11 protein-coding genes are annotated in these 20869 nt (G+C 72.9%); 2 read left to right on the top strand and 9 right to left on the bottom strand.

Annotated features, from left to right (window positions below; genetic code table 11):
* Positions 1-6: 6 nt before the first annotated feature.
* The 3 genes from ACGFYN_RS30300 to ACGFYN_RS30290 all read right to left on the bottom strand — a co-directional run bounded on the left by ACGFYN_RS30300 (position 7) and on the right by ACGFYN_RS30290 (position 3740).
* The gene (locus ACGFYN_RS30300; RefSeq protein WP_393869075.1) at positions 7-1653 is read right to left on the bottom strand and encodes a (2,3-dihydroxybenzoyl)adenylate synthase; all 1647 of its coding nucleotides are present in this window, start codon (positions 1651-1653) and stop codon (positions 7-9) included.
* Entirely contained in the window at positions 1650-2849 is a 1200-nt protein-coding gene (gene dhbC / locus ACGFYN_RS30295) for an isochorismate synthase DhbC (protein WP_393869074.1), read from the bottom strand. Before dhbC ends, ACGFYN_RS30300 begins: the two co-directional genes overlap by 4 nt.
* A gap of 465 nt (positions 2850-3314) precedes the next feature.
* The gene (locus ACGFYN_RS30290) at positions 3315-3740 is read right to left on the bottom strand and encodes a DUF3291 domain-containing protein (RefSeq protein ID WP_393869073.1); all 426 of its coding nucleotides are present in this window, start codon (positions 3738-3740) and stop codon (positions 3315-3317) included.
* Between the two features lie 87 nt (positions 3741-3827).
* Between ACGFYN_RS30290 and ACGFYN_RS30285 the strand changes: the two genes are divergently transcribed.
* Both ACGFYN_RS30285 and ACGFYN_RS30280 read left to right on the top strand, forming a co-directional pair.
* Positions 3828-4523, top strand: coding sequence for a MerR family transcriptional regulator (locus ACGFYN_RS30285; protein WP_393869072.1), 696 nt, complete (start codon positions 3828-3830; stop codon positions 4521-4523).
* 201 nt (positions 4524-4724) lie between these two features.
* Positions 4725-5624 carry a BTAD domain-containing putative transcriptional regulator gene (locus ACGFYN_RS30280; RefSeq protein ID WP_393869071.1) on the top strand — a complete coding sequence of 300 codons (900 nt, stop codon included), beginning with the start codon at positions 4725-4727 and terminating at the stop codon, positions 5622-5624.
* A 76-nt stretch (positions 5625-5700) separates the two neighbouring features.
* On the opposite strand, the gene ACGFYN_RS30275 is transcribed toward ACGFYN_RS30280, so the two are convergent.
* From ACGFYN_RS30275 to ACGFYN_RS30250, 6 genes are all read right to left on the bottom strand, one after another.
* Positions 5701-6990 carry an NAD(P)/FAD-dependent oxidoreductase gene (locus tag ACGFYN_RS30275; RefSeq protein ID WP_393869070.1) on the bottom strand — a complete coding sequence of 430 codons (1290 nt, stop codon included), beginning with the start codon at positions 6988-6990 and terminating at the stop codon, positions 5701-5703.
* A gap of 11 nt (positions 6991-7001) precedes the next feature.
* Positions 7002-7727 (bottom strand): 4'-phosphopantetheinyl transferase family protein, encoded by a 726-nt coding sequence (locus ACGFYN_RS30270; RefSeq protein ID WP_393869069.1) that lies wholly within the window; start codon positions 7725-7727, stop codon positions 7002-7004.
* Between the two features lie 16 nt (positions 7728-7743).
* Positions 7744-9537: an acyl-CoA dehydrogenase family protein gene (locus ACGFYN_RS30265; RefSeq protein ID WP_393869068.1), complete on the bottom strand. Its 1794-nt coding sequence runs from the start codon at positions 9535-9537 to the stop codon at positions 7744-7746.
* An 11-nt stretch (positions 9538-9548) separates the two neighbouring features.
* A complete protein-coding gene (locus ACGFYN_RS30260; RefSeq protein WP_393869067.1) occupies positions 9549-11237 on the bottom strand; it encodes an acyl-CoA dehydrogenase family protein in 1689 nt (562 codons plus the stop codon).
* Positions 11237-12859: a PfaD family polyunsaturated fatty acid/polyketide biosynthesis protein gene (locus ACGFYN_RS30255; RefSeq protein ID WP_393869066.1), complete on the bottom strand. Its 1623-nt coding sequence runs from the start codon at positions 12857-12859 to the stop codon at positions 11237-11239. The genes ACGFYN_RS30260 and ACGFYN_RS30255 overlap by 1 nt, the downstream gene beginning before the upstream one ends.
* A 107-nt stretch (positions 12860-12966) precedes the next feature.
* Positions 12967-20748, bottom strand: coding sequence for a beta-ketoacyl synthase N-terminal-like domain-containing protein (locus ACGFYN_RS30250; protein ID WP_393869065.1), 7782 nt, complete (start codon positions 20746-20748; stop codon positions 12967-12969).
* Between the last annotated feature and the right edge of the window lie 121 nt (positions 20749-20869).

The following is a 20869-nucleotide window of genomic DNA, read 5'->3' as shown; positions in this document are numbered from 1 at the left end:
GGTCGCCTAATCGTGGGAGGCCGGTGCGGCCGGTGCGGGGTCGGCGGCGGTCGCGCGCAGATCCTTCTTGCTGACCTTGCCGACGCCGGTGTGCGGGAAGACGTCGACGAACTCGACCCGGTCGGGGACCTTGTAGGCGGCCAGTCCGCGCTCGCGCACGAAGCGTTTGAGCGCGACGGGACGCAGGCCGGCGCCGGGGCGCAGGACGACGTAGGCGCAGCTGCGCTCGCCGAGGTAGTCGTCGGGTACGGCGACGACGGACACGTCGTGCACCGCGGGGTGGCCGAGGATGACGTTCTCGACCTCCTCGGGCGCAATCTTCTCGCCGCCCCTGTTGATCTGGTCCTTGCTGCGTCCCTCGACGACCAGGTGGCCGGTGCCGGTCAGCCGCACGAGGTCGCCGGTGCGGTAGAAGCCGTCGGCGGTGAAGGAACGCCGGTTGTGCTCGGGGGCGCGCCAGTATCCGCGGATCGTGTAGGGCCCGCGGGTGAGGAGGTGGCCGGTCTCCCCCGGTGCGACGTCCTGGTCCTCGTCGTCCACGACGCGGATCTCGTCGTCGGGCGAGACGGGCCGGCCCTGGGTGGTGACGATCGTTTCCTCGTCGTCGTCGAGCCGGGTGTAGTTGACCAGGCCCTCGGCCATCCCGAAGACCTGCTGGAGCGTGCAGCCCAGGGCGGGGCGGACGCGGCGTGCGGCCTCCTCGCTGAACTTGGCGCCGCCGACCAGCAGGATCTCGAGGCTGCTGAGGTCGTGAGGCGTACCCGCCGCGGCCGCCGTCCAGGCCAGGGCGAGCGGCGGGACGAGCCCGGTGAGGGTGACGCCCTCGCGCTCGATGAGGGGGAACGCGGTGTCCGGGTCGGGCCTCGGGCAGAGCACCACCCGGCCGCCGGCCGCCAGCGTGCCCAGCGAACCGGGCGAGCTGAGAGGGAAGTTGTGCGCGGCGGGCAGCGCGACGAGGTGGACGCTGTCCTCGTCGACCGCGCAGATCTCGTTGGAGGCGCGCACCGAGTACAGGTAGTCGTCGTGGGTGCGCGGGATCAGCTTGGGTACGCCGGTGCTGCCGCCGGACAGCTGGAGGAAGGCGAGGTCGCCGGCGTCGGGTACGTCGTGCGGCACCGGGTCGCGGGGCACGTCGGAAAACGCCGTGTGCCCTGCGGCGGCCCCCGCGTCTCCCACCACGAAGACGTGCTTCAGCGAGGGCGCCTTCGCCTGGACGCGCGTGGCCAACTCCCGGTAGTCGTAGCCCTCGTGCACGTCGGCGACGACGTAGGCGACCGCCTCGCTCAGTGTGCAGAAGTGCGTGATCTCCGTGTCCCGGTGGGCGGGCAGGGCGAAGACGGGCAGCGCGCCGACGCGGAAGAGGGCGAAGACGGTCTCGAAGAACTCGGCGACGTTGGGCAGTTGGACGACGACCCGGTCGCCGCGTCCGATGCCGGCGGCGATCAGGCCGGCGGCCAGCCGGTCGGCGCGGGCGTCGAGTTCGGCGTAGCTCCAGCGGCGGCCGGCGCCCGCCGGGTCGACGACGGCGGTCCGGTCCGGGTGGCGCTCTGCCCGCTCGCGCAGCATCTGCCCGAACGTCTGGCCGCGCCAGTGTCCGGCGGCGCGGTAGCGGTCGGCGAACTCGGCGGGCCAGGTGGGCGCGTCGGCGCTCACAGCTCGGCCCCCACGGCGTCCAGGAAGGTGCGGAACTTGGCGCCGGTCTCGGCGGTCTCGGCGGCGGGGACGGAGGAGGCGACGACGCCCGCTCCCGCGAACAGCCGCAGTCCCTGCTCGGAGGCCTCGGCGCAGCGGATGGTCACCACCCACTCGCCGTCGCCCTCGGCGTCGCCCCAGCCGACGATGCCGGTGTACAACCCCCGGTCGAACGGCTCCAGTTCACCGATGACGCGGCGGGCGTGCGCGGTCGGGGCGCCGCACACGGCGGGTGTGGGGTGCACGGCGCAGGCCAGTTCCAGGGCGGAGACGGCGGGGCCGGCCAGGGTGCCGGTGATGGTGGTCGACAGGTGCCACATGGTGGCGGTCTTCACCAGCGAGGGCCGTTCGGGGACGTGGAACTCGGCGCAGTACGGGGCGAGGGCGGCCCGCATGGCGTCGACGACCACGGCGTGCTCGTGCAGGTCCTTGACGGACTCCAGCAGCGCGGCGGCGCGGCGTACGTCCTCGGCGAGGTCGTCGCTGCGCGGGGTGGAGCCGGCCAGCGGGTTGGCCACCAGGGCGGTGCCGCGGCGGGAGACGAGGAGTTCGGGGCTGGCGCCGAGCAGGGTGCTCCCGGTGGGGGTGGGCACGGCGAAGGTGTAGCCGCCGACGTCGCGGCGCGCCAGGCGCTGAAGCATCGCCGGGACGTCGGGGCTCTGCCCGGCGGTCAGGTCGAGGGCCCGCGCGAGGACGACCTTGTCGAACTCGCCGGCCCGCATGCGCCGCACGGCGGCGGCGACGGCGGCGCCGTAGCGCTCCGGCGCGGGAACGGGGTCGACCGTCCAGGACAGCGGCTCGGGCCGGGGCGCGGGAAACGCGATCAGCGGGTCCGCGGCGAGGGCCGGGGCCCGGTGCAGCACGGAGGGCACGACGAGGGCCGCGGGCGCGGAGCCGTCGAAGGGGATGGCGCCGATCACCACGGGCGCCGGCTCTCCGGCCAGCCGCGCGGCGCTCAGCGTCTCGTCCACCCGGTCGGTCAACGGCCGTTCGTCGTGCGGGACTTGGCTGTGTGTGCCGTAGGCCAGCAGGGTGCGGGTGGGCGAGGCGAAGAAGCGGTGGACGCCGGGTCGGTAGGCATCGAGAAGGGCTGTCGCCGTGCCGACGGCGCCGACTTCGGTCTCACCCCTGGTGAGGGTCTCGTGGACCGTGGTCACGTTGATTCTCCGGGTTCTCCGGCACACGGGTACCGGGGGCGAAGGTGTCGGGCAGGGCGAGGGCCGGGCTCGGCCCCGGTGCGCCGAAGTGGTGCGCGGGCGTGTGCTGTCGGCGCGCGGGCGTGCAACCCGCCGGGCCGACGGAGCGATCGGACACCCCGCCGGGGTGCCTCGGCGGGAACAGTAGCGGCGGCACATCCCGTCGGGCTCGCCGGCTGACAGGGCCTGACAAACGGCGGCAAGGCGGGGCAATCACGCCAAGAAACAGCAATGAGGTCAACCTGCCGGAATGTTCCGGCAGTTCACGCGCGGCGCGCGGATGCGCGGGTGCGTGCGTGCAGTGATGCGCGGTGCGGTTTCGCGGGCACGCCGGACCGGGCGCGGTGGCGGCCGGGGCCGTGCACCGCGCCGGGGTCCGGACGGAGCGACCCGGCCCGACGGCGGGGGTGGCGTCGGGCCGGGGGTTCAGTGGGCGTCGTGACCGCCGCCCAGCGCGTCGACGCGAGCCTTCTCGTCGATGCGCCGCTTGGCGTCGGACCAGTCGATCGGCAGCTGCTCGACCGGCACCTCCCAGAAGATGAACGTCGAACCGCGCATGCTGGAGCGCACGTCCCGTACGACGTTCTTGTGCGGGTTGGCCTTGGCGTACGCGTAGAGGGCGTCCTTGCTCTCCCACGCGGACAGCGTGAAGAAGACCCCCTTGAACAGCTGGGCCTCCAGGGAGGCGCCGAGCGCTCCTGGGGCCCGGCGGACCTGACCCCAGGCGGAGAGGGACTTCAGGAAGAAGCGGGGGACGTGTTTGAGGGATCGCACCTCGAGCCGGGAGGCCATGACGAAGGCGCTGGTGTCGGGCCGTGCCGGATTCGGCTTGACCCAGGGAAGGGTGGGCACAGTAGCCTCGCATCCAAAGTTGGCGAGTGGCACTATCTATATTAGACAGTGGCACTACCCAATTGCCAGGGGAAGAGCGGGAAGCTGATGAGAATCTCGGAACTGAGTCGTCGCAGCGGCGTGGCCAACGCGACGATCAAGTACTACTTGCGCGAGGGCCTGCTGCCGCCGGGCCGTGCCACCGCCGCCACACAGGCGGAGTACGACGACACGCACCTGCGGCGGCTGCGCCTGATCCGCGCCCTGATCGGGGTGCGCGGCCTGTCCGTGGCCGCGGCCAAGCAGCTGCTGGACACCGTCTCCCAGTACCAGGCGGACACGCACCAGGTGCTCGGCCTGGTCCTCGGCATCCCGACGGGCGGCGCCACGTCCAAGGCGCCGCAGGACGCCGAGGGCGAGGGCGGGGAGCACGGCAGCGAGGCTGACGCACTGTTGACAGCGCTCGACTGGGAGGTGTCCGAGTACAACCCGGCCCGCGGGGTCATCGACGAGACCCTGGAGACCCTGCGTTCGCTGGGCCTGGACCACGACTGGCGCTTCCTCCTCCCCTACGCCGAACTCGCCCGCCGGACCGCCCGCCTGGACCTGGACGAACTGGAGTCCCTGAAGGACCCGTTGGAGATGGCCGAGCGCGCGGTGCTGCTGACCTTCCTCCTCGAACCGGCGCTGATGGCGCTGCGCCGGCTCGCCCAGGAGGCCGAGTCGATGGTGCGTCACGGCGAGACCGCCTCCCCCTCCCCCGACTCCTGCGCGGCCCAACGACTCTCGGACGAGCAGGGGTGAGGGGCATGAGTGCGGGCTACTCACGTCTGCCGACGAGCCGCCGGCAATTTCCGGGTGACACCCCTCTCCGTAGGAAATGAAGGTGAGTGACCGCGACTCAGGCCCGGCCCCTGCCCCGCGTGGTCTTCTCGTGTGCGGAATTCGTACGGCGCGCAACGACACGGCGCGCCCTGCGGTCACCGCGGACGGGAAGGCGAGGGAATGCAGTTCCGGATTCTGGGGCCACCCGAGTTGTACGACGAAGACCGCGACCTCTGCGTGCCGCTCAACGCGCCCAAACAGCGCCTGCTGTTCGGGGCGTTGATCGCCCGGCCCGAAATCCCGGTCTCCCGTGACGCGCTGATCCGGGAATTGTGGGGGCCCGCGCCACCGCACCGTTGCGGCAAGAGCCTCAACGCCCACGTCTCGGTGCTGCGCCGCTCACTGCTGCAACTGGAGCCGGAACCCGCCGACTTCCCCCGGCTGCTCACCCGCGAGACGGGCTACGTCCTTCGGGCCGAAGCGGCGGAGACCGACGCCGGACGCTTCCGTCACGCCCTCGCGCAGGCACGCCGCACGACGGCCGGCGACCCCGAGGGCACCTACACGGCACTACGGCAGGGCCTCGCCCTGTGGCGCGGCAGCGTGCTGGGGGACGGCCCTCGCGGCCCGGCCACCACGCGGCTCTCGGCGCTCCTCGAGCGGGAGCGCCAGGACGCGCTGGAGATCTACTTCGACTGCGCGCTGCGCACCCGCCGGCATCACGGCGTCCTGGCCGAACTGGAGGACGCCACCGCCGCCCACCCGCTCCGCGAGCGCCTCCACGACCAGTTGATGCTGGCCCTGTGCCGCTGCGGGCGCGGTCCGGAGGCGATCGGCGTCTACCAGCGCGCCCGGCGCCGGCTGGCCGCCGTCACCCCCGGCACACCGCTGCTGACGGCCCGCCTGGAGCAGATCAGCGTGTGCTCCCCCGTCCTGAGCGATCCGTCCGCCGAGGCGCCCGCACTCGGCCCGTGGACGCCTGGGGTGAGCGGTGTCGAGGCGGCGGTCGAAGAACCCTCGGCGCGCTCGGTGATGGGCTATCTGACCGATCTGCTCAGCGGCTCGATGCTCGCCTCCTGACGTCCCGCGCCGCCTGATCGCACACGACAGCGCGCCCTCCGCCCGCGGCGGAGGGCGCGCTGTGCGCCGCGCGTACTCAGAGTTCGCTGATGAGCTGCCGCGCCACGTCCATTCCGGAGGAATAGCCGGCCTCGTGCGAGCCGATCTGGTCCACACCGTGCCGCTTGGCGTGGAAGTAGGAACCGCACAGCTTCACGCGGGTCCCCTCATTGACGTCGTAGATGTTCTTCTGCATGTCCCGGACGTGAATGTCGATGACCGGGTGGCTGTACGGGAATTCGGCGATGACCGTCTCCGGGTCGACGGTGCCCGGGTAGTCGAGGGTGACGAAGTAGTCCTTCTCCGAGGTGAATCCGTGGAGCTTGTTCATGTAATAGGCGACGTACGTACGGTCGTTCCCGTCGACGGCGACCTTGCCGTAGTTCCAGGCCTCCCAGCGCTCGCGGTCGGCGGGCATCACCGAGGGGTCGGTGTGCAGGATGACCGAGGAGCCGTTGTACCGGACCTTGGACAGCACCTCCTGCTGGCGGTCGCTGGGGTTGTCGAGCATCGCGAGGGCCTCGTCGGCGTGGGCGCCGATCACCACGTAGTCGTAGCGCTCGCTGCCCTCGGCGGTGGTGACGGTGACGCCGTCGGCCTCCTGGTGGACGGCGGTGACGGGCGCGCCCTTGCGGATCTCGGGGCCGATCGCGGCCAGCGCCTTGCGGACGTAGGAGATGGAACCGCCGCCGACGGTGCGCCAGTCGACCTGGCGGCCGCCGAGGCCGCCCTCGTCGTGGCCCATGAAGAAGGCGATGGCGGTGCTGGCCGGCATCTCCCAGATCAGCTCCGCAGGGATGGACCAGACGGCCGAGCAGAGCAGGATGACGTAGGAGTTGCGGAAGGCCTGGCTGTAGCCGCCGCGGTCGAGGTACTCGCCGAGCGGGATGTCGGCCTTCTTGCGGACGAAGTCCTTGCGGCCCTCGGTGTGGAAGCGGGCGGCCTCGCGCCAGATGGTCAGGAACTCCTCGGAGTAGCGGGCGGCCACCTCCTCCTCGGTCATGTCGAGTTCCTTGGTGCCGTACTCCAGGCCGGAGTCCAGGTCGAAGAAGTTGAAGGCGCCCTTGTGCTCCACGGCCTCGACGCCGAGCTCCTCGAAGAACTCGCAGAGGTTGGTGTAGGCGGGCCGGTTGAAGACGACGAAGGCGGTGTCGATGCCGAGGGTGCGGCCGTCGTCCTCGACCTCGACGGTGTTGGCGTGCCCGCCGAGGCGGTCCTCCCGCTCGTAGACGGTGATGCGGGCGCGCTCGCGCAGGTGGTAGGCCGCGGAGAGGCCGGCGACACCCGCACCGACGATGGCGACACGCGGAGTGGTGGGTTGCGTCATGGTGATGTCCTTCATGCGGTGGTCGGAGCGGTGAGGTCGGACAGGTCGATGCGGCGCAGGGCTCCCGGCCGGCCGTGTTCGGTGGCGACCGCTAGGACGTGCCGGGGACCGGGGCGGATCAGGTCGAAGAACCAGCGGGCGTCCGCGCCCGGCTGCTGCGGGTCTCGTACGGCGATGCGGCTGTCCGGACCGCGGACGACGGTGAAGCTGCCCAGGCCCCGGGTGAGCCCGGTTCCCAGCGCCTTCAGGTACGCCTCCTTCAGCACCCACAGCTCGCCGGCCAGGTCGGCGCGTGCGCCGTGCGCCGACGCGGCGAGCTGTGCCCGCTCTTCGGGGCCGAGCCGCCGCCCGAGGTGGGCGAGCAGTTCGCCGGAGGCCGCGGCGGGGGCGACGTCGACCCCGCAGCCGCCTCCTTCGGTGACGACGCAGGCGATGAGGCCGTCGTCGTGCGAGAGGTTGAACCGGACGCCGGTACCGGCCGGTTCGGGCTCCGGCCGGCCGTGGACTCCGCGTGTGAAGCGCCAGCGGTCCACGGGGCGGCCGGTGCGCGCCGAGAGCGCGTAGCGGCACAGCAGGCGCGCGCCGAGGTAGCGGCGCCGGGCGCCCTGGGTCAGGCGCCGGTCGTGTGCGTCGCGTTCCGCGGGCGTCAGCAGCCGGGTGCCGCCGAGTGCGGCGGCGAAGCCGCTCACGGCCGCTTCGGGCAGCAGCCAGAGGAACGCGGGAGCGCTGCCGTTCATACGGGACTCCCCTGGCTCAGAGGGTGGCGGCGGACTCGTCGGTGACCCGCTTGGCGAGCGGGAACTGCCAGTAGGAGAACAGGCGGTTGTCCTGGTGGAAGTGGCGCAGGACCTCCATGACCTCGTCGACGACCGCCTGGGAGGTGACCGGCTCGTGCGGGAACAGCTGGCGGCGCACCCGCTCCAGCTGGAGCAGCAGCAGGGAGGCGCTGGGCAGCGGGGCGTCCATGGCCTCGCGCGAGTGGACGTAGGTGAGCACACAGGCGGCGGCCGCGTGCACCAGGCAGTACTCCTTGGCCAGTTCGAACAGTTCCGGCGACTGCGGGTAGCCCTTGCCCAGTGCCGCCTTCAGCGCTGCGGCACGCTCACGCAGCGAGCCGGTGCGGCCGACGAGCTCCTCGGCGAGGTCGGCGGCGCGGCGCAGCCGGTCGGCCTCGGTGCCCTCCGCGGTGCCGGCGAGGTCGCGCAGCCGGCGTATGCCGTCGGGCGCGGCCAGCACTGCGTCGTCACCGCCCCGGCTGAACAGCTCCTGCTTGACCGGCTCGTAGACGGGCAGTTCCCGGTTCATGCCGAAGAGGGTGGCGGCGCGCTCGGCGGCCTGCTGGCGCACACTGTCGTCGGCCTCGGTGGCCTTCTCCAGCAGGCCGGCGAGCTGGTGGCCGAGGTTGCGCAGGTTGACCACGGTGTTGCCGTCGGCGATGTCGGTGATCAGGATGTCGCGGACCATCTTCTGGTGCATGCCGTAGTGCGGGTGGTCGCGCAGGAAGGTGCGTGCGCCGAGGACCACGGTCAGCTGGGACAGCGTCTTCTGCAGCAGCGTCGGCACCTGGTACTTGACCACCGACGACCAGACGCTGATCTGTTCCGGCGCCGCCTGCAGGGCGCGGGCGGCGCCCAGGACCATCGCGTCGGCGACCATCAGGTCGGCGAACGCCTCCGCCAACTGCCGCCGCGTGTAAGGGACATCGCTGATCCGGTCGCCGAACAGCACCCGGCGCTCGGCGAAGTCCAGGGCGAGACGCAGGCTGGTGTCGGCGGCCGACAGCGCCAGGTGCATCAGCACCACACGCGCGGTCTGGCTGGTCTTGAGGGCGATCTCCAGGCCCTGGCCCTCACGGCCGATCATCGCCGAGTCCGGGACGTACGCCCGCTGCATGCGCACACCGCTGAGGTCGAGGGCGCGGGTGCCGTAGAGGTCCTCGAAGGGCAGGTCGTCGACGGTACCGGGCTCGGCCCGCCACTTGTCGAGGACGAACAGCGAGTACGCGGCGGGGCCGGGCCGCTTGCCGGTGCGGGCGAAGACGACCACCTTGTCGGCGACGGTGGCGTTGCCGATCGGCCACTTCTCACCGGTCAGCAGCCAGCCGCCCTCTGTCTTCTCGGCGAGCACCTCGTTGGCGACCAGGTCGCTGCCGTGGACCCGCTCGGACAGGCCCCAGGCCACCGAGCTGCCACGCTTCATGTCGGCGACCAGCGCGCTGTTCTGCTCCGGGGTGCCCAGGATCCACGCGGGCATGAAGCCGAGGCTGTTGAGGGCCAGGCCGACGGCGGTGGACGGGTCGCGGCGGGCGACCAGCCGCATCAGGCCCATGCCGGTCTCCACGTTGCCGGCCATGCCGCCGTCCGTGTCGGGCAGGCAGTGCAGATGCAGGCCCCAGCGGCGCAGCAGGGCGACGAACTGGTACGGGTACTCGCCGCGCACGTCGTGGTCGAGGATCTGGGTGAAGGGCATCCGGCTGCCCTCGTCGTGCGGGTCGCCGAGGTACTCCTCCAGCCACGCGGCCAGCACGGTGACGTCGGACTTGGACATCGTTTCAGCTCCTATCGGGTGGTGGCCAGCCGTACGGGCAGGGCGGTGAACAGCCGCTCCCCGTCGCGCAGTTGGAGGACGGCGTCGAGGGCGGGAGTCAGCAGGTCCGCGTGCCGGCGCGGGTCCACGCCGTCGGCGCGGGCGAGGAGGTAGGCCAGGGTGGCGCCGAGCCAGCCCGTGGCACCGGGCTCGGCGCCGTACAGGGACCGGCCGCGGTTGGCGTGCCACAGGTGCAGGCAGCAGGCGGCGGCGTGCAGCCACGCGTACCGCTCGGCGGCGTCCACCAGGGCGTTGGGGTCGGCGCCCCGCTGCTGCGCGGCCTTGACCTGCTCGCCGAGCCCGGCCACCGCGTGCCCCAACTGCTCGGCCAGCAGGCCCACTTCGCCCAGCTCGGCGGCGATGTCGGCGGCGGTCTGCGGCAGGCCCGCGAGGATGGGGTCCGAGCCACGGGCGAACATGTCGAGCCTGGTGGGCTCGTACGGTGGCAGGTCGGCGTCCAGCGTGAAGACGGCCTCTACCGCGGCCGGGTCCGCTTCGGCCTTGCCGTCGGTGAGGGTGGGCAACTGGCCTGCGAAGGACCGGAGGTTGGCGAGGGCGCTGGCGTCGATGACGCGGACCACGGCCGAGTCGCGCTGGAGCTTCTGGAACAGTGCGGCGCCCCGTTCACCCTCGCGCAGCACCGAGCGGGTGGCCAGCACCGTGCCGCAGCGCCGGATCAGCTCGTCGGTGGCCTCGGCGACCACGTGCTTGGCGGACAGCGCCCAGACGCTGAACGCCTGCGGCACCACGTGCACGCCGCGGGCCGCGCTGAGCGCCACCGCGTCGGCGGCCAGCAGCGCCGCCGCGGCCACGGACAACTCCCGCCGCGGCCAGGGCGATTCGGTGAGTGCGGTGCGGCCGACACGGCGGTCGGCGGCGAAGTCGAGTGCCAGGCGTACGGCGGTGTCGGCGATGCCCAGGCTGCCGGCCATGCTCATCAGGCGGACCGCCTGCTGGGCCTTGACGGCGGCCTCGAGTCCCGTGCCCTGCTTGCCGACCATGGCCCCGTCCGGCACCGGGGTGTCGTGGAAGCGGAGGGTGGCGAGGTCGATGCCGCGCATGCCTCCGGTGGCCGGGGCGGGGACCCGCTCCAGCTGCCCCCGCGGGATGCCGGCGGTCTCCAGGAGGACCGCGGAGAAGGCGCCGGGACCGCGTTCGCCGGTGCGGGCGACGACGTAGACCGCCTCGGCGCGCAGGCCGAGGCCGACCATCCACTTCTCGCCGCTGAGCACGCCGTCGGGGCTCAGCCGCACCTCGTTGGTGAGCAGGTCGCTGCCGTGGTCGGCCTCGGTGAGGGCGAAGGCGACGGCGCCGCCCGCGCGCAGGATCTCCGCGGCCCGCAGCTGCTGCTCGAGGCTGCCGTGCACCTGGAGGCAGGTCGCGGCGATGATGCTGAACATCGTGCCGGGCATGATGTTGACGTCCCGGCGGGCGGCTGAGCGGACCAGGGTGAGGCTGCGGTCGAAGGACTCGAAGGTGCCGCCCCACTCGGCGGGAAGGTAGTTGAGGTGGAAGCCGCACCGCACCAGCTCCGCGCACAACTCGTCGGGGAAGGCGTCCTGTTCGTCGCGGGCGACGGCGGCGGCGAAACCGTAGGGGTTGGTGTCGTCGGTGGGGTCGCCGAGCCGCTGCTCCAGTTCCCCGGGGGTCAGCGCGCTCATCACAGGGCCACCGTGGGACCGTGCGCCGGGCTCTCCAGCGGCACCGGACGGTAGTCGGCGGCGGTCGCCGGGATGTGGACGCCGGCGGTGCGCAGCTGGGCGAGACGGGTGTGGAAGGCGGCGCCGCGCATCAGGTGGTGGGCGACGTCCGCGACCCGGCGGTTGCCCGGCGTCTTGAGGTAGCTGCCGGTCACCCAGTCGTTGAAGCTGCCCATCGCCGGGCCGCACCAGACCTGGTAGTCCATCGTGCGGCCCTCGTCGCCGGTGACCGCCCAGCGCGAGGACATGCCCAGGTACCAGCGGAAGACCAGCGCCATACGGCGCTTGGGGCTGCCCTGGGCACGGGCGAGCTGCTCGGGGTCGCGGCGGGTGAAGTAGGTGACGCACTCCTGCCAGACGTCCTCCAGGGAGCGGCGGAAGATCTGCTGCTCCAGGCGGGCGCGGTCGGCGGGCGGGATCGACTCCAGGCCGTCGCAGCTCTGGTAGAGCTCGTACAGGCGCTTGGCGCGCATCGGAAAGAGCGTGCCCTTCTTCAGCACCTGGAGTTCGACGCCCATCTCGAACATGTCGGCGGCCGGGGCCATCTCGCAGTCCGCGATGCCGGCCTCGGCGAGCATCGCCTTGGACTTGGCGGACGCGCCGGACTCCAGGCAGGACTGGTTGACGGAGCCGGTGACCACATAGGCGGCGCCCATCGCGAACGCCGCCGCGACCGCGACCGGTGTGCCGAGGCCGCCGCCGACGCCGACCCGGACCGGGACGGCGTAGCGGAACTCGCGCTGCACGCTGTCCCGCAACCGCAGGATGGACGGCAGCAGGGCGGGCAGCGGGCGCCGGTCGGTGTGACCGCCGGAGTCCGCCTCGACCGTGATGTCGTCGGCCAGCGGCAGGTGGTGGGCGAGCGCGGCCTGCTCGGAGGTGATCACGCCGCGCTCCAGCAGGGCGCTGACCAGCGGGGCCGGGGCCGGGCGCATGAAGCGCTCGGCGGTCTCGGTCCGGGACACCTTGGCGATCAGCCGGTTGTCGGCGACCACCCGGCCGTCGGCGTCCCGGCGCAGCCCGGCCAGCCGGTAGCGCACCACGTGCGGGGTGAGGTCCAGGTAGGCGGAGGCCTCCACGCAGCGCACGCCGTGCCGCAGGAACAGCTCGACGGCCTCCCGCTCCAGCCGGTCCTCGCTGGGGCTGTGGATCAGGTTGACCGCGTACGGCAGTCCGGGGATCTCGGCGGCGAACCGGGCCAGGGAGCGCTCGATGGTCTCGGGCAGCAGTCCGGCCGCGCCGAAGGAGGCGAGGAAGCCCTCCCGGGCGAGGGAGACGACCAGCTCGGCGGAGGCGATGCCGCCGGCCATGGCGCCGGCCATGTAGGGCTGGGCGACGCCGTGCGCGGCGCGGAAGGCGGCCGAGCCGAGGCGTTCGGGCGGCAGCGGCTGGGCGGCGGCGAGCAGCGGCAGGCCGTCACCCTGGGCGGTGGCGAAGCCGCCGGAGGCGGCGCCGATGCCCTCGGGGGTGAGGACGACGAAACAGGGCTGGTCCAGGTCGGCCAGGGCCTGGTAGATCCCGGCCGGGTCCGTGTTCGGGTACCGGTCTCCGTACCAGCGGAGAGGGGTGTCGCGGATGTCCATGGTGAAACGAAGCTCCTTGGCTGGGCGGCGGGTCGGGGCAGGGCCTGGGGCAAAAGTCCCGTCGTCCGCCCGTGGGCAGGCGGGACTTCCGTCCCAGGCCCCTGGCGTCACGCCTCGGCGGAACGGACCTCGATGGCCACGTCGGTCAGTTCGTAGATGCGCAGGCCCGGCTTCCACAGGTCGGCGTCGCCGATGACCAGCAGCCGGCCGTCCTCGCGGCGGACCTCCTTGACGTGCACGTCGAAGAAGAGCTCCTTGTCGTGGCGCAGGATCTGGCCGCGGTACTTCCAGGACATCTCCACGTCGGTGGCCATCGCGAAGTGCGGGTTGCGCATGCCGTCGGCGAGGTTCTCTTCGAGCACGAACAGCCTCATGGCCTGCAGGACCGCCTCGACGCCGAGCGAGCCGGGCATCACCGGGTCGCGGTGGAAGTGGCAGTCGAAGTACCACTCGTCGGGGCGGATGGCCCGGTGGCCGTGCAGATGGCCCCGGCCGTGCCGGCCGCCGTCGGCGACCAGGTCGACGCGGTCCACGAGGGCGAACTTCTGGCCGGGCAGGTGCAGTCGGCCGCCGCTCGGGTCGGTGAACGCCGGTGCGCCCTCGGGGAGTTCGATCCGGCGCACGCGGGCGGCGTCGGGCTTCTCGGTCTCGAGCCAGGGGGCCACGTACTGGCCGTTGTCGAGGCCCACCTGGTTGGCGAGGGCCGCGCCGCTGAAGTAGCCGAAGAGGGACTCGCCGGTGTAGAAGACCTCGCCGTCGGCGGAGAGTTCGTAGCTGAAGTTCTGCAGGACCGCGCCGTGGACGGCGCTCGTCATCAGCAGCTTGGAGTGGTGGCGGACGGTCTTGCCGCGCAGGTCGATGTCCTTGACCAGGGTGGCGCGGCCGTCGAGGTTGCGGATGGCGTACTGCTCGTCGGTGTTCTTCAGCGTGGCGCCGAGGTAGTAGCCGAGGAAGATCGCCGCCTGGAGGGAGGACTCCATGTGGACGGCGTTGGGCATGTGCGGGTGGGAGTTCTGCTCGTAGTACCAGGCGTCGCCCGGGGAGTCGTACTCGGTGACCATCTCCGAGCCGGGCGACAGGTCGCCGCGGGTTCCCTTCAGCGACATCACGCGGTCGACGAACTGGAAGTCGCCGTTGGGGATGTAGGGGGCGCGGCTGTCGCGGTAGACCTCGAACTCCGGGCCCATCGCGACGTCGAGCAGGCCCTTGGCGGCGTGCGCGAGGTGCATCTCGTTGATCATCGCCGCCTCGCCGTCGCGGTTGCGGCGGCCGAGGAACTGCGGGACGCCGCCGGCCTCGGGGCGGTAGGGCGAGCCCTCCTTCTCGCGCACCTGGAGGCCGAGGTTCTTCATCCGGATGACGGGCTTGTCCCCGAGGTAGATCAGGACGTCGGCGATGACCGTGGCGCGTGGCAGGAGCGTGAGCTCCATGACCTCGACCTCGTAGCGGATCTCCTCGTGGGCCTGGGTGATCTGGCCCCGGACCTGAACCTCGATCGGGGTGTCCGTGACGCACTGGAAGCGGGCGTCGGGGAGGGTGAGGTGCATGCCCTGGTGCAGCAGGTATATCTGCAGCAGCTGGACGGCGCCCTCGGCGACCAGTGAGCCGGCCAGCACGTGGTCGTCCGGGAAGTGGCAGGTGAAGTACCAGGCGTCGGGGGTCAGTTTCTTGATGGCGCTGAGCGTGCCGAGGCCGCGCGGGCCGCCCTTGCGGTCGATGACGACGTCGTCGACCATCCGCAGCTTCTCGTCCGGCAGGCGCAGCGCCGGGTTGACGCCCGGGTCCTGGGCGTGGTCGGGGCCGAAGACGTCACCGTGGCGTCCCTGGGCGAGCAGGTCGAGGTCCTCGCGGGTGAGGTGGTTCTTCTCGGTGTACGCCAGCGGCTTGAAGTAGCCGCGGGGCAGCTGGGCGCGGGCGGCCTTCTCCTTCTCGGTCATCACCACGCCGAGCGGCGTTTCGAGCTCCTGGCGGCTGAAGAACCCGGCGCAGGCGTCGTGCAGTTCGAGGATCAGCTCGCCGTCGGCGTAGCACTTGTAGCTGAAGAAGAAGAGCGTGGTGTCGCCCTGGTGCACGAAGCGGTCGATGGAGATGTCGTAGCGCAGGGTCTGCCCGACCTGGGGCAGGTTGCCGCGGAAGATCAGGGTGCTGTCGAGGAGGCGGTAGACGCGCTCGCCCTTGTTGCGGAAGTCGATGCCGAGGTAGCTGACCAGCAGCAGGTCGCACTGGCCGGCCTCGACGGTGACGGCCGGCGGGACACCGCCGTCGACGGCGTACCAGGCGTCCTCGGGGACGTCGTACTCCGTGGTGATGGTGGCGGGCTTGAACTCGTGCGTCGTGCCGTCGATCGCGGTGACGCGGGTGACGAAGTGGTACGGCGGTGCGGGCAGCCGGACGCGCTTGGCGTAGCCGTCGATGACGCCGAACTCCGGTCCGAAGACCTTGGCGACGGAGCCGACGGCGAACTCCAGGAGGTCGGCCTCGTCCCAGATGACGCCTTCCTTGACGTCCTTGCCGCTCGGGTTCGCGGAGTCGGCGGCTGGGGCAACCGGCGTACTGGGGGCGGCTGTTGGCAGGGCCGGGGCGACCGGCGCGGCGGGCAGGACGGGCTGCGGGGCGACGCGCTCCGCGTGGACGGTGGTCTCGGCGGCCGGCCGCGTGCCGGCAGTCGGCTGCGGGGCGCCCTCCAGCAACCCCTCCATACGGCTGAGCGCGGCCGACTGCAGGACGTGCTGGGTCTCCATCACCACCGAGTGGGTGGCGACCATCTGGCGGCGCATCTCCCGTACGAGGTCGGCGGCCACGGCGGCGGGCATGTGGCCGTCCTGCTGTCCGGTGGGCCCGGCGGCGGCGGGCCGCGGCCGGAGCGGGGCCGCGGCCGGAGCGGGCGGCACCACGGCCGGGGACGTGTCCTGCGGCCGGTGCGGCGCCCAGGGCAGGTACGAGATCGGGGTGCCGTCGAAGGTGATGACCTCGGCGTCGGCGAGGGTCGGGTCTGCGGGCATGAGAGCTGAGTCCTCCGGCGGTACGGACGGGACGGGTTCGGGCGCCGACGGGGCGGCGACGGGGTGCGGGGCGGGCACGGAGGCCGACGGCAGCGACGCCGCGGCCGCGGAACCGGCGCCCGGTACGGCGCCCGAAGCGGGCCGGTTTCCGGCCGAGGGGGACGCCGGGGCGGGTGCGGTCGTTGCCGGATGCGAGGCGGGAGCCGGCGCGGCGGGTCGGGGCGCCGACTGGAGCGACGCCGCGGCCGCGGAGCCGGCGCCCGGTACGGCGTCCGAAGCGGGCGGGATTCCGGCCGAGGGGGACGCCGGGGCGGGTGCGGTCGTTGCCGGATGCGAGGCGGGAGCCGGCGCGGCGGGTCGGGGCGCCGACTGGAGCGACGCGGCGGCCGCGGAACCGGCGCCCGGTACGGCGCCCGAAGCGGGCCGGTTTCCGGCCGAGGGGGACGCCGTGGTGGATGTGGTGGTGACCCGATGCGTGTGCGCGGCGGCCGGTGAAGAGGTGCCGTTCGGATCGGCGGTCACCACCGGTGTCGTCGCCTCGGCGGTGGCCGAAGGAGTCGTCGTCCCGGCCACCGTGGCGAGTTCGCGGGCGATGCGGGCCGGTGCCGGGTCCGCGCCGCCCACGCGGAAGCGGGTGGGGCGTTCAGGGCGGGCCGGGACGCGTGCGGCGCCCGGCTCCAGCAGCAGGGACAGGTCGACGTCGACGCCGTGGGCGGTGAGTCTGGCGGCGAGTTGGGCGATGGACTTCGTGGCGGCGACGCCCCGTCGGTCGACCGGCGCGGCGACGTGCGCCGCGTCGCCGAGGGTCTCGCGGACCCAACGGGAGCAGGTGGCGCTCGGGCCGACCTCCAGGAAGTAGCGGAAGCCGCGCTCGTAGGCGCCGCGCACCAGGCGCGGGAAGTCGATCGGGGAACGCAGGGTGTGCGCGATGCGCCGGGCGATCTCCCCCCGGTCCAGGGCGGGCAGCGGCTCGTAGTCGTAGGCGCTGAGCAGCTGGAGGTCGCCGAAGGAGCCGGTCGGGTAGTCGTTCAGGCCGGCCAGGCCGTCGGACTCGGCGTCCACGACCGGGCAGTGCATGACGGCGTTGACGGGCGAACGGGCCGCGGGGCAGCCGAGTTCCTCGATCAGGGCGCGGCACTGGGCCGGGTCACCCGCGATGACCAGTTCGGCCGGGGTGTTGACGTGGGTGAGGTGGACGCGGTCGTAGCGGGGCAGCACGGCCCGCACCGACTCCGCGTCGGTGAGCAGCACATGGCTGGCCCACACCGCGGAGTCCGGTGTGGCATCGGGCAGTCGCCAGGCCTCGCGGACCGTACGGCGCGGACCGCACAGCCGGTCCTTGAAGATGGGCGTGTTGCTGATCAGGGCGTCGTCGCGGCCCTCCGGCCGCCAGCCGCCGGTGGCGAACAGCATGCTCGACTCACCCAGGCTGTAGCCGAATCCGCCGTGCGCGGTGATGCCGAGGACTTCTCGGACGAGGTCGGTGTAGAGGATGGCGAAGCTGCTGCCGGTGGCGAGCATGAACGGGATGTCCTCGCCGAGCCCCGCCTCCAGACCCATCAACTCCCGTCGTCCAAGAGCTACTTGGGCCCGCGGATACAGCTCCGCGGCGCGCAGGTGGCGCTCCGGAGCGTCCGCCTGCGCCTCGAAGCGCTCCAAAAGTCCGGGGAAGGCGCGGAAGAGGTCCTGGCCGAGCCCGGGGTAGGAGTTGAAGGCGCCCGGGTAGACGAGCGCGACCTTGCCCTCGGGTCCGATCGGGCGTGCGGTGAAGCAGCTTCCGGCCGGGGTGGTCCACTCGCCGCCCGCGGCGTGCACGGCGGGCAGGTCCCGTGCGGCGAGGTCGAGTTGGGCCCGCAGCTCGGCGCGGTTGCGGCCGACGAGCACGGCCCGCAGGGTGCGGCCGGGCAGCTGCCGCGCCGCCTCGCGGGCGAGTGCGTACGGGGCGGCGTCCCCCGCGAGCAGGTCGCGGTGCGCCTCGATCGCGGTGAGCAGGCCGTCGAAGGAGTCCGCGGACAGCGGCAGCACGACGGGGCCGCCGGCCCGCTGCCAGTCGCCGGCCGCGAGCGTGCCGCGGGTCGCCTCGGCGGACAGCACGAGGTGGCCGTGGGTGCCGGAGGCGCCGATGAAGCCGACGGCGGCGTGCCGCCGCGAGCCCGCGGTGCGGCGCAGCCAGGGGCGGGAGGCCTCCGGCACGTACAGCGCGGACGAGGCGAAGACGTCGGCGAGTTCGGCGTCCGGGCGGCTCCAGCCGCTGGTGCCGGGCAGGTAGCCGTGGTGCAGGCAGAGCACGGTCCGGATCAGCCCGGCCATGGTCGCGGCACAACCGGCGTCGCCGATCTGGGCCTTGGCGCTGCCGAGCGCGACACGGCCGGTGCGGCCCGCCGGGCCCTTCGGCTCGGCGGTCGACGGGTACACCTTGGCGAGCCCGGCGATCTCCGCGCGGTCCTCGGCGAGGGTGCCACCCGCGTGGGCCTCGACGTAGCCGACGTCCTCGGCGGTGATGCCGGCCGTGGTCAACGCGGCCTCGGCAGCGGCCGCGTAGGTGTCGGCGTCGGCCTCGGGGACCCGTCCGTCCATGGGCGCGGCGTGCCGGATGGCAACCGCGTCGAGGCGCGCGTACACCGGCGCGGCGGCCTCGCCGGGCCGGGTGACGACGATCGCGCCGGCGCCTTCGCCGATGCGCCGTCCGCGGCTGTTCTCGCCGAACGTGAGTCCGGCCTCGGCGACCACGTCGGGCCGCAGCAGCAGGTTCTCGGCGGAGCCGGCCAGGTCGACGGCGCCCACCAGGACGGCCTCGATGCCCGGGTCGAGCAGCAGCAGCCGGGCGACCTGGAGGGCCTCGGCGGTGGCGGAGCCGTCGGAGGAGACGGTGAAGGAGGGGCCGGTCAGGTTCCACAACGACGAGATGCGGCTGGCCATGACGTTACCGATGTAGCTGAGCACCTCGTTGGCGACGATCGGATCGACCACCGCGTCCCGGCCGGCGGCCGTCAGCCGGGCCAGCTCCTCCTCGTCGACGGGGATGCCGGCGCGCGCGAACTCCCCGCGTACGAAGGCCCCGAGGCCGTAGCGGGTGATCCTGAGATGCGTGGTGGGCTCGGTCTCCATGCCGACGACGACGGCGATACGGCGGGCCTTCGGGGCGCTCTCGCCCTTGGGCACGGCGCGGCTGTAACCGGCGTCGTGCAGGGCCTCGTCGGCGACCTTGATGGCGAGGGCGTGCTGGAGGTTGTAGGTGCGCAGGTCGGCGGGCGGGATCTTCAGGTCCATCGGGTCGATGCCCAGGCCGTCGACGAAGGCGCCGTGCGGCAGGGCGTCGGGCGAGACGCCGGCGCCGTGGTCCAGGGAGCCGCCGCGGGTCTGGTCAAGGCCGCGCCAGCGCCGGGCGGGCAGTGGGATCAGCGCGTTCCGGCCTTCGTGCACGGCGCGCTCGTAGGCGTCGAGGGAGTCGAAGGAGCCGAAGTGGGCGCCGAGTCCGGCGATGTCGAGGGCCGGTACGGGCGTCTCGTCGGCCGGTTCCACGGCCGTGGCGGCATCGGGGGCGGACAGCACGACGTGGGCGTTGGTGCCGCCGAAGCCGAAGGCGGAGACCGCAGCGCGGCGCGGCCCGTTGTCCTCGGGCCAGTCGCGGCCGCTGCGGACGAGCGCGTCCTCGCCGACCTTGCCGTCCTTGGAGCTGACGGGCCGCTCGATGCCGGTCGTCGGCGGGATGTGGCCGTGGCCCATGGCCAGGATGACCTTGAGCATGCTGCTGAGGCCGGCGACGGTGAGCAGGTGGCCGATATTGCCCTTGACCGAGCCGATCAGCGGGACGCGGCCGGCCGCGCCGAAGAAGTCGGCGACCGACTGCGCCTCGGTGGCGTCCCCGATGGGGGTGCCGGTGGCGTGGCACTCCAGGTAGTCGATGTCCGTGGGGGCGATGCCGGCCTGCTCGTAGGCGAGTCGGTAGGAGCCGAGCTGGCCCTGGCCCTGCGGGACGAGGAGGTGGCGGCCGCTGCCGTCGTTGGTCAGCCCGATGCCGTCGACGACGGCGTGGATGCGGTCGCCGTCCCGCAGGGCGTCCGCGAGGCGCTTGACGGCGACCATACCGGCGCCCTGGCCGGTGAGGATGCCGCCGGAGCGGGCGTCGAAGGGCTGGCTGAAGCCGTCGCGCGGGTAGGCGCCCAGGTCGCCGAAGGACAGGTGGATGAGGGTGGGGTCGGGGGCGCAGACACCGCCGGCCAGGACCATGTCGGCCTGTCCGGCGGCGAGGTGGTCGCAGGCCAGCTTCAGCGCGTACAGGGCGGAGGAGCAGGCCGCGTCGAGCGCGTAGCGGGGGCCGCCGAGGCCGAGGGCGGCGGCGGTGACGCCGGCCGGGGAGCCGCTGACCCGCAGGTCCTCGGCGTTCAGGCGGGCGGGGTCGACACGGTCACCGGCGTGCGCGAGCGCGCCGAGCGGCGGGTGTCCGGCCCGGCGCAGTCCTTCCAGTACGGCCTCCTGCACCAGGGGCACGCTGACCTCGGCCGAAGTGGGTGTCGGGAAGGAGTAGTTGCCCAGGATCAGGCCGGTGCGGGCCAGGATGTCGGGGCGTTCCGCGTGTCCGCTGTCGCGCAGGACCTCCTTGGCCACATGCAGGGACCAGTGGAAGATCCGGTCAAGTCCCGCGAGGTGCGCTGCGTCGAGGAGATAGCCGTCGGGGGCGAAGGCGAAGTCGGTGATGAAGCCGCCGCGGCGGCAGTAGATCTCGTGCTGAGGGTCGATGTCGCGGGGCTCGGGCGTCTGGCCGAAGACCTCCTCGCCTCCCTCCCGGCGGCTGTCGGCGCCGGAGCGGAGGTTGTGCCAGAACTCGGCGGGCGTCTCCGCGCCCGGGAACAGGCAGGAGAGGCCGACTATGGCGTACTTGCTCATGAGAGCTCTCGGGTCCCTTCTCGCGGGCGGCCGGCCCGGACGGCGGCAGGGTGAGGAACCGTCCGGGCCGACCCGATCGCTTGCGCTGGCTGTGTCGTTGTGCGGCCGGGCCGCACGGAAG

The organism is Streptomyces sp. NPDC048419 (assembly GCF_043200415.1).
Taxonomy (GTDB): domain Bacteria; phylum Actinomycetota; class Actinomycetes; order Streptomycetales; family Streptomycetaceae; genus Streptomyces.
This window is presented reverse-complemented; position numbering and strand designations above follow the sequence as displayed.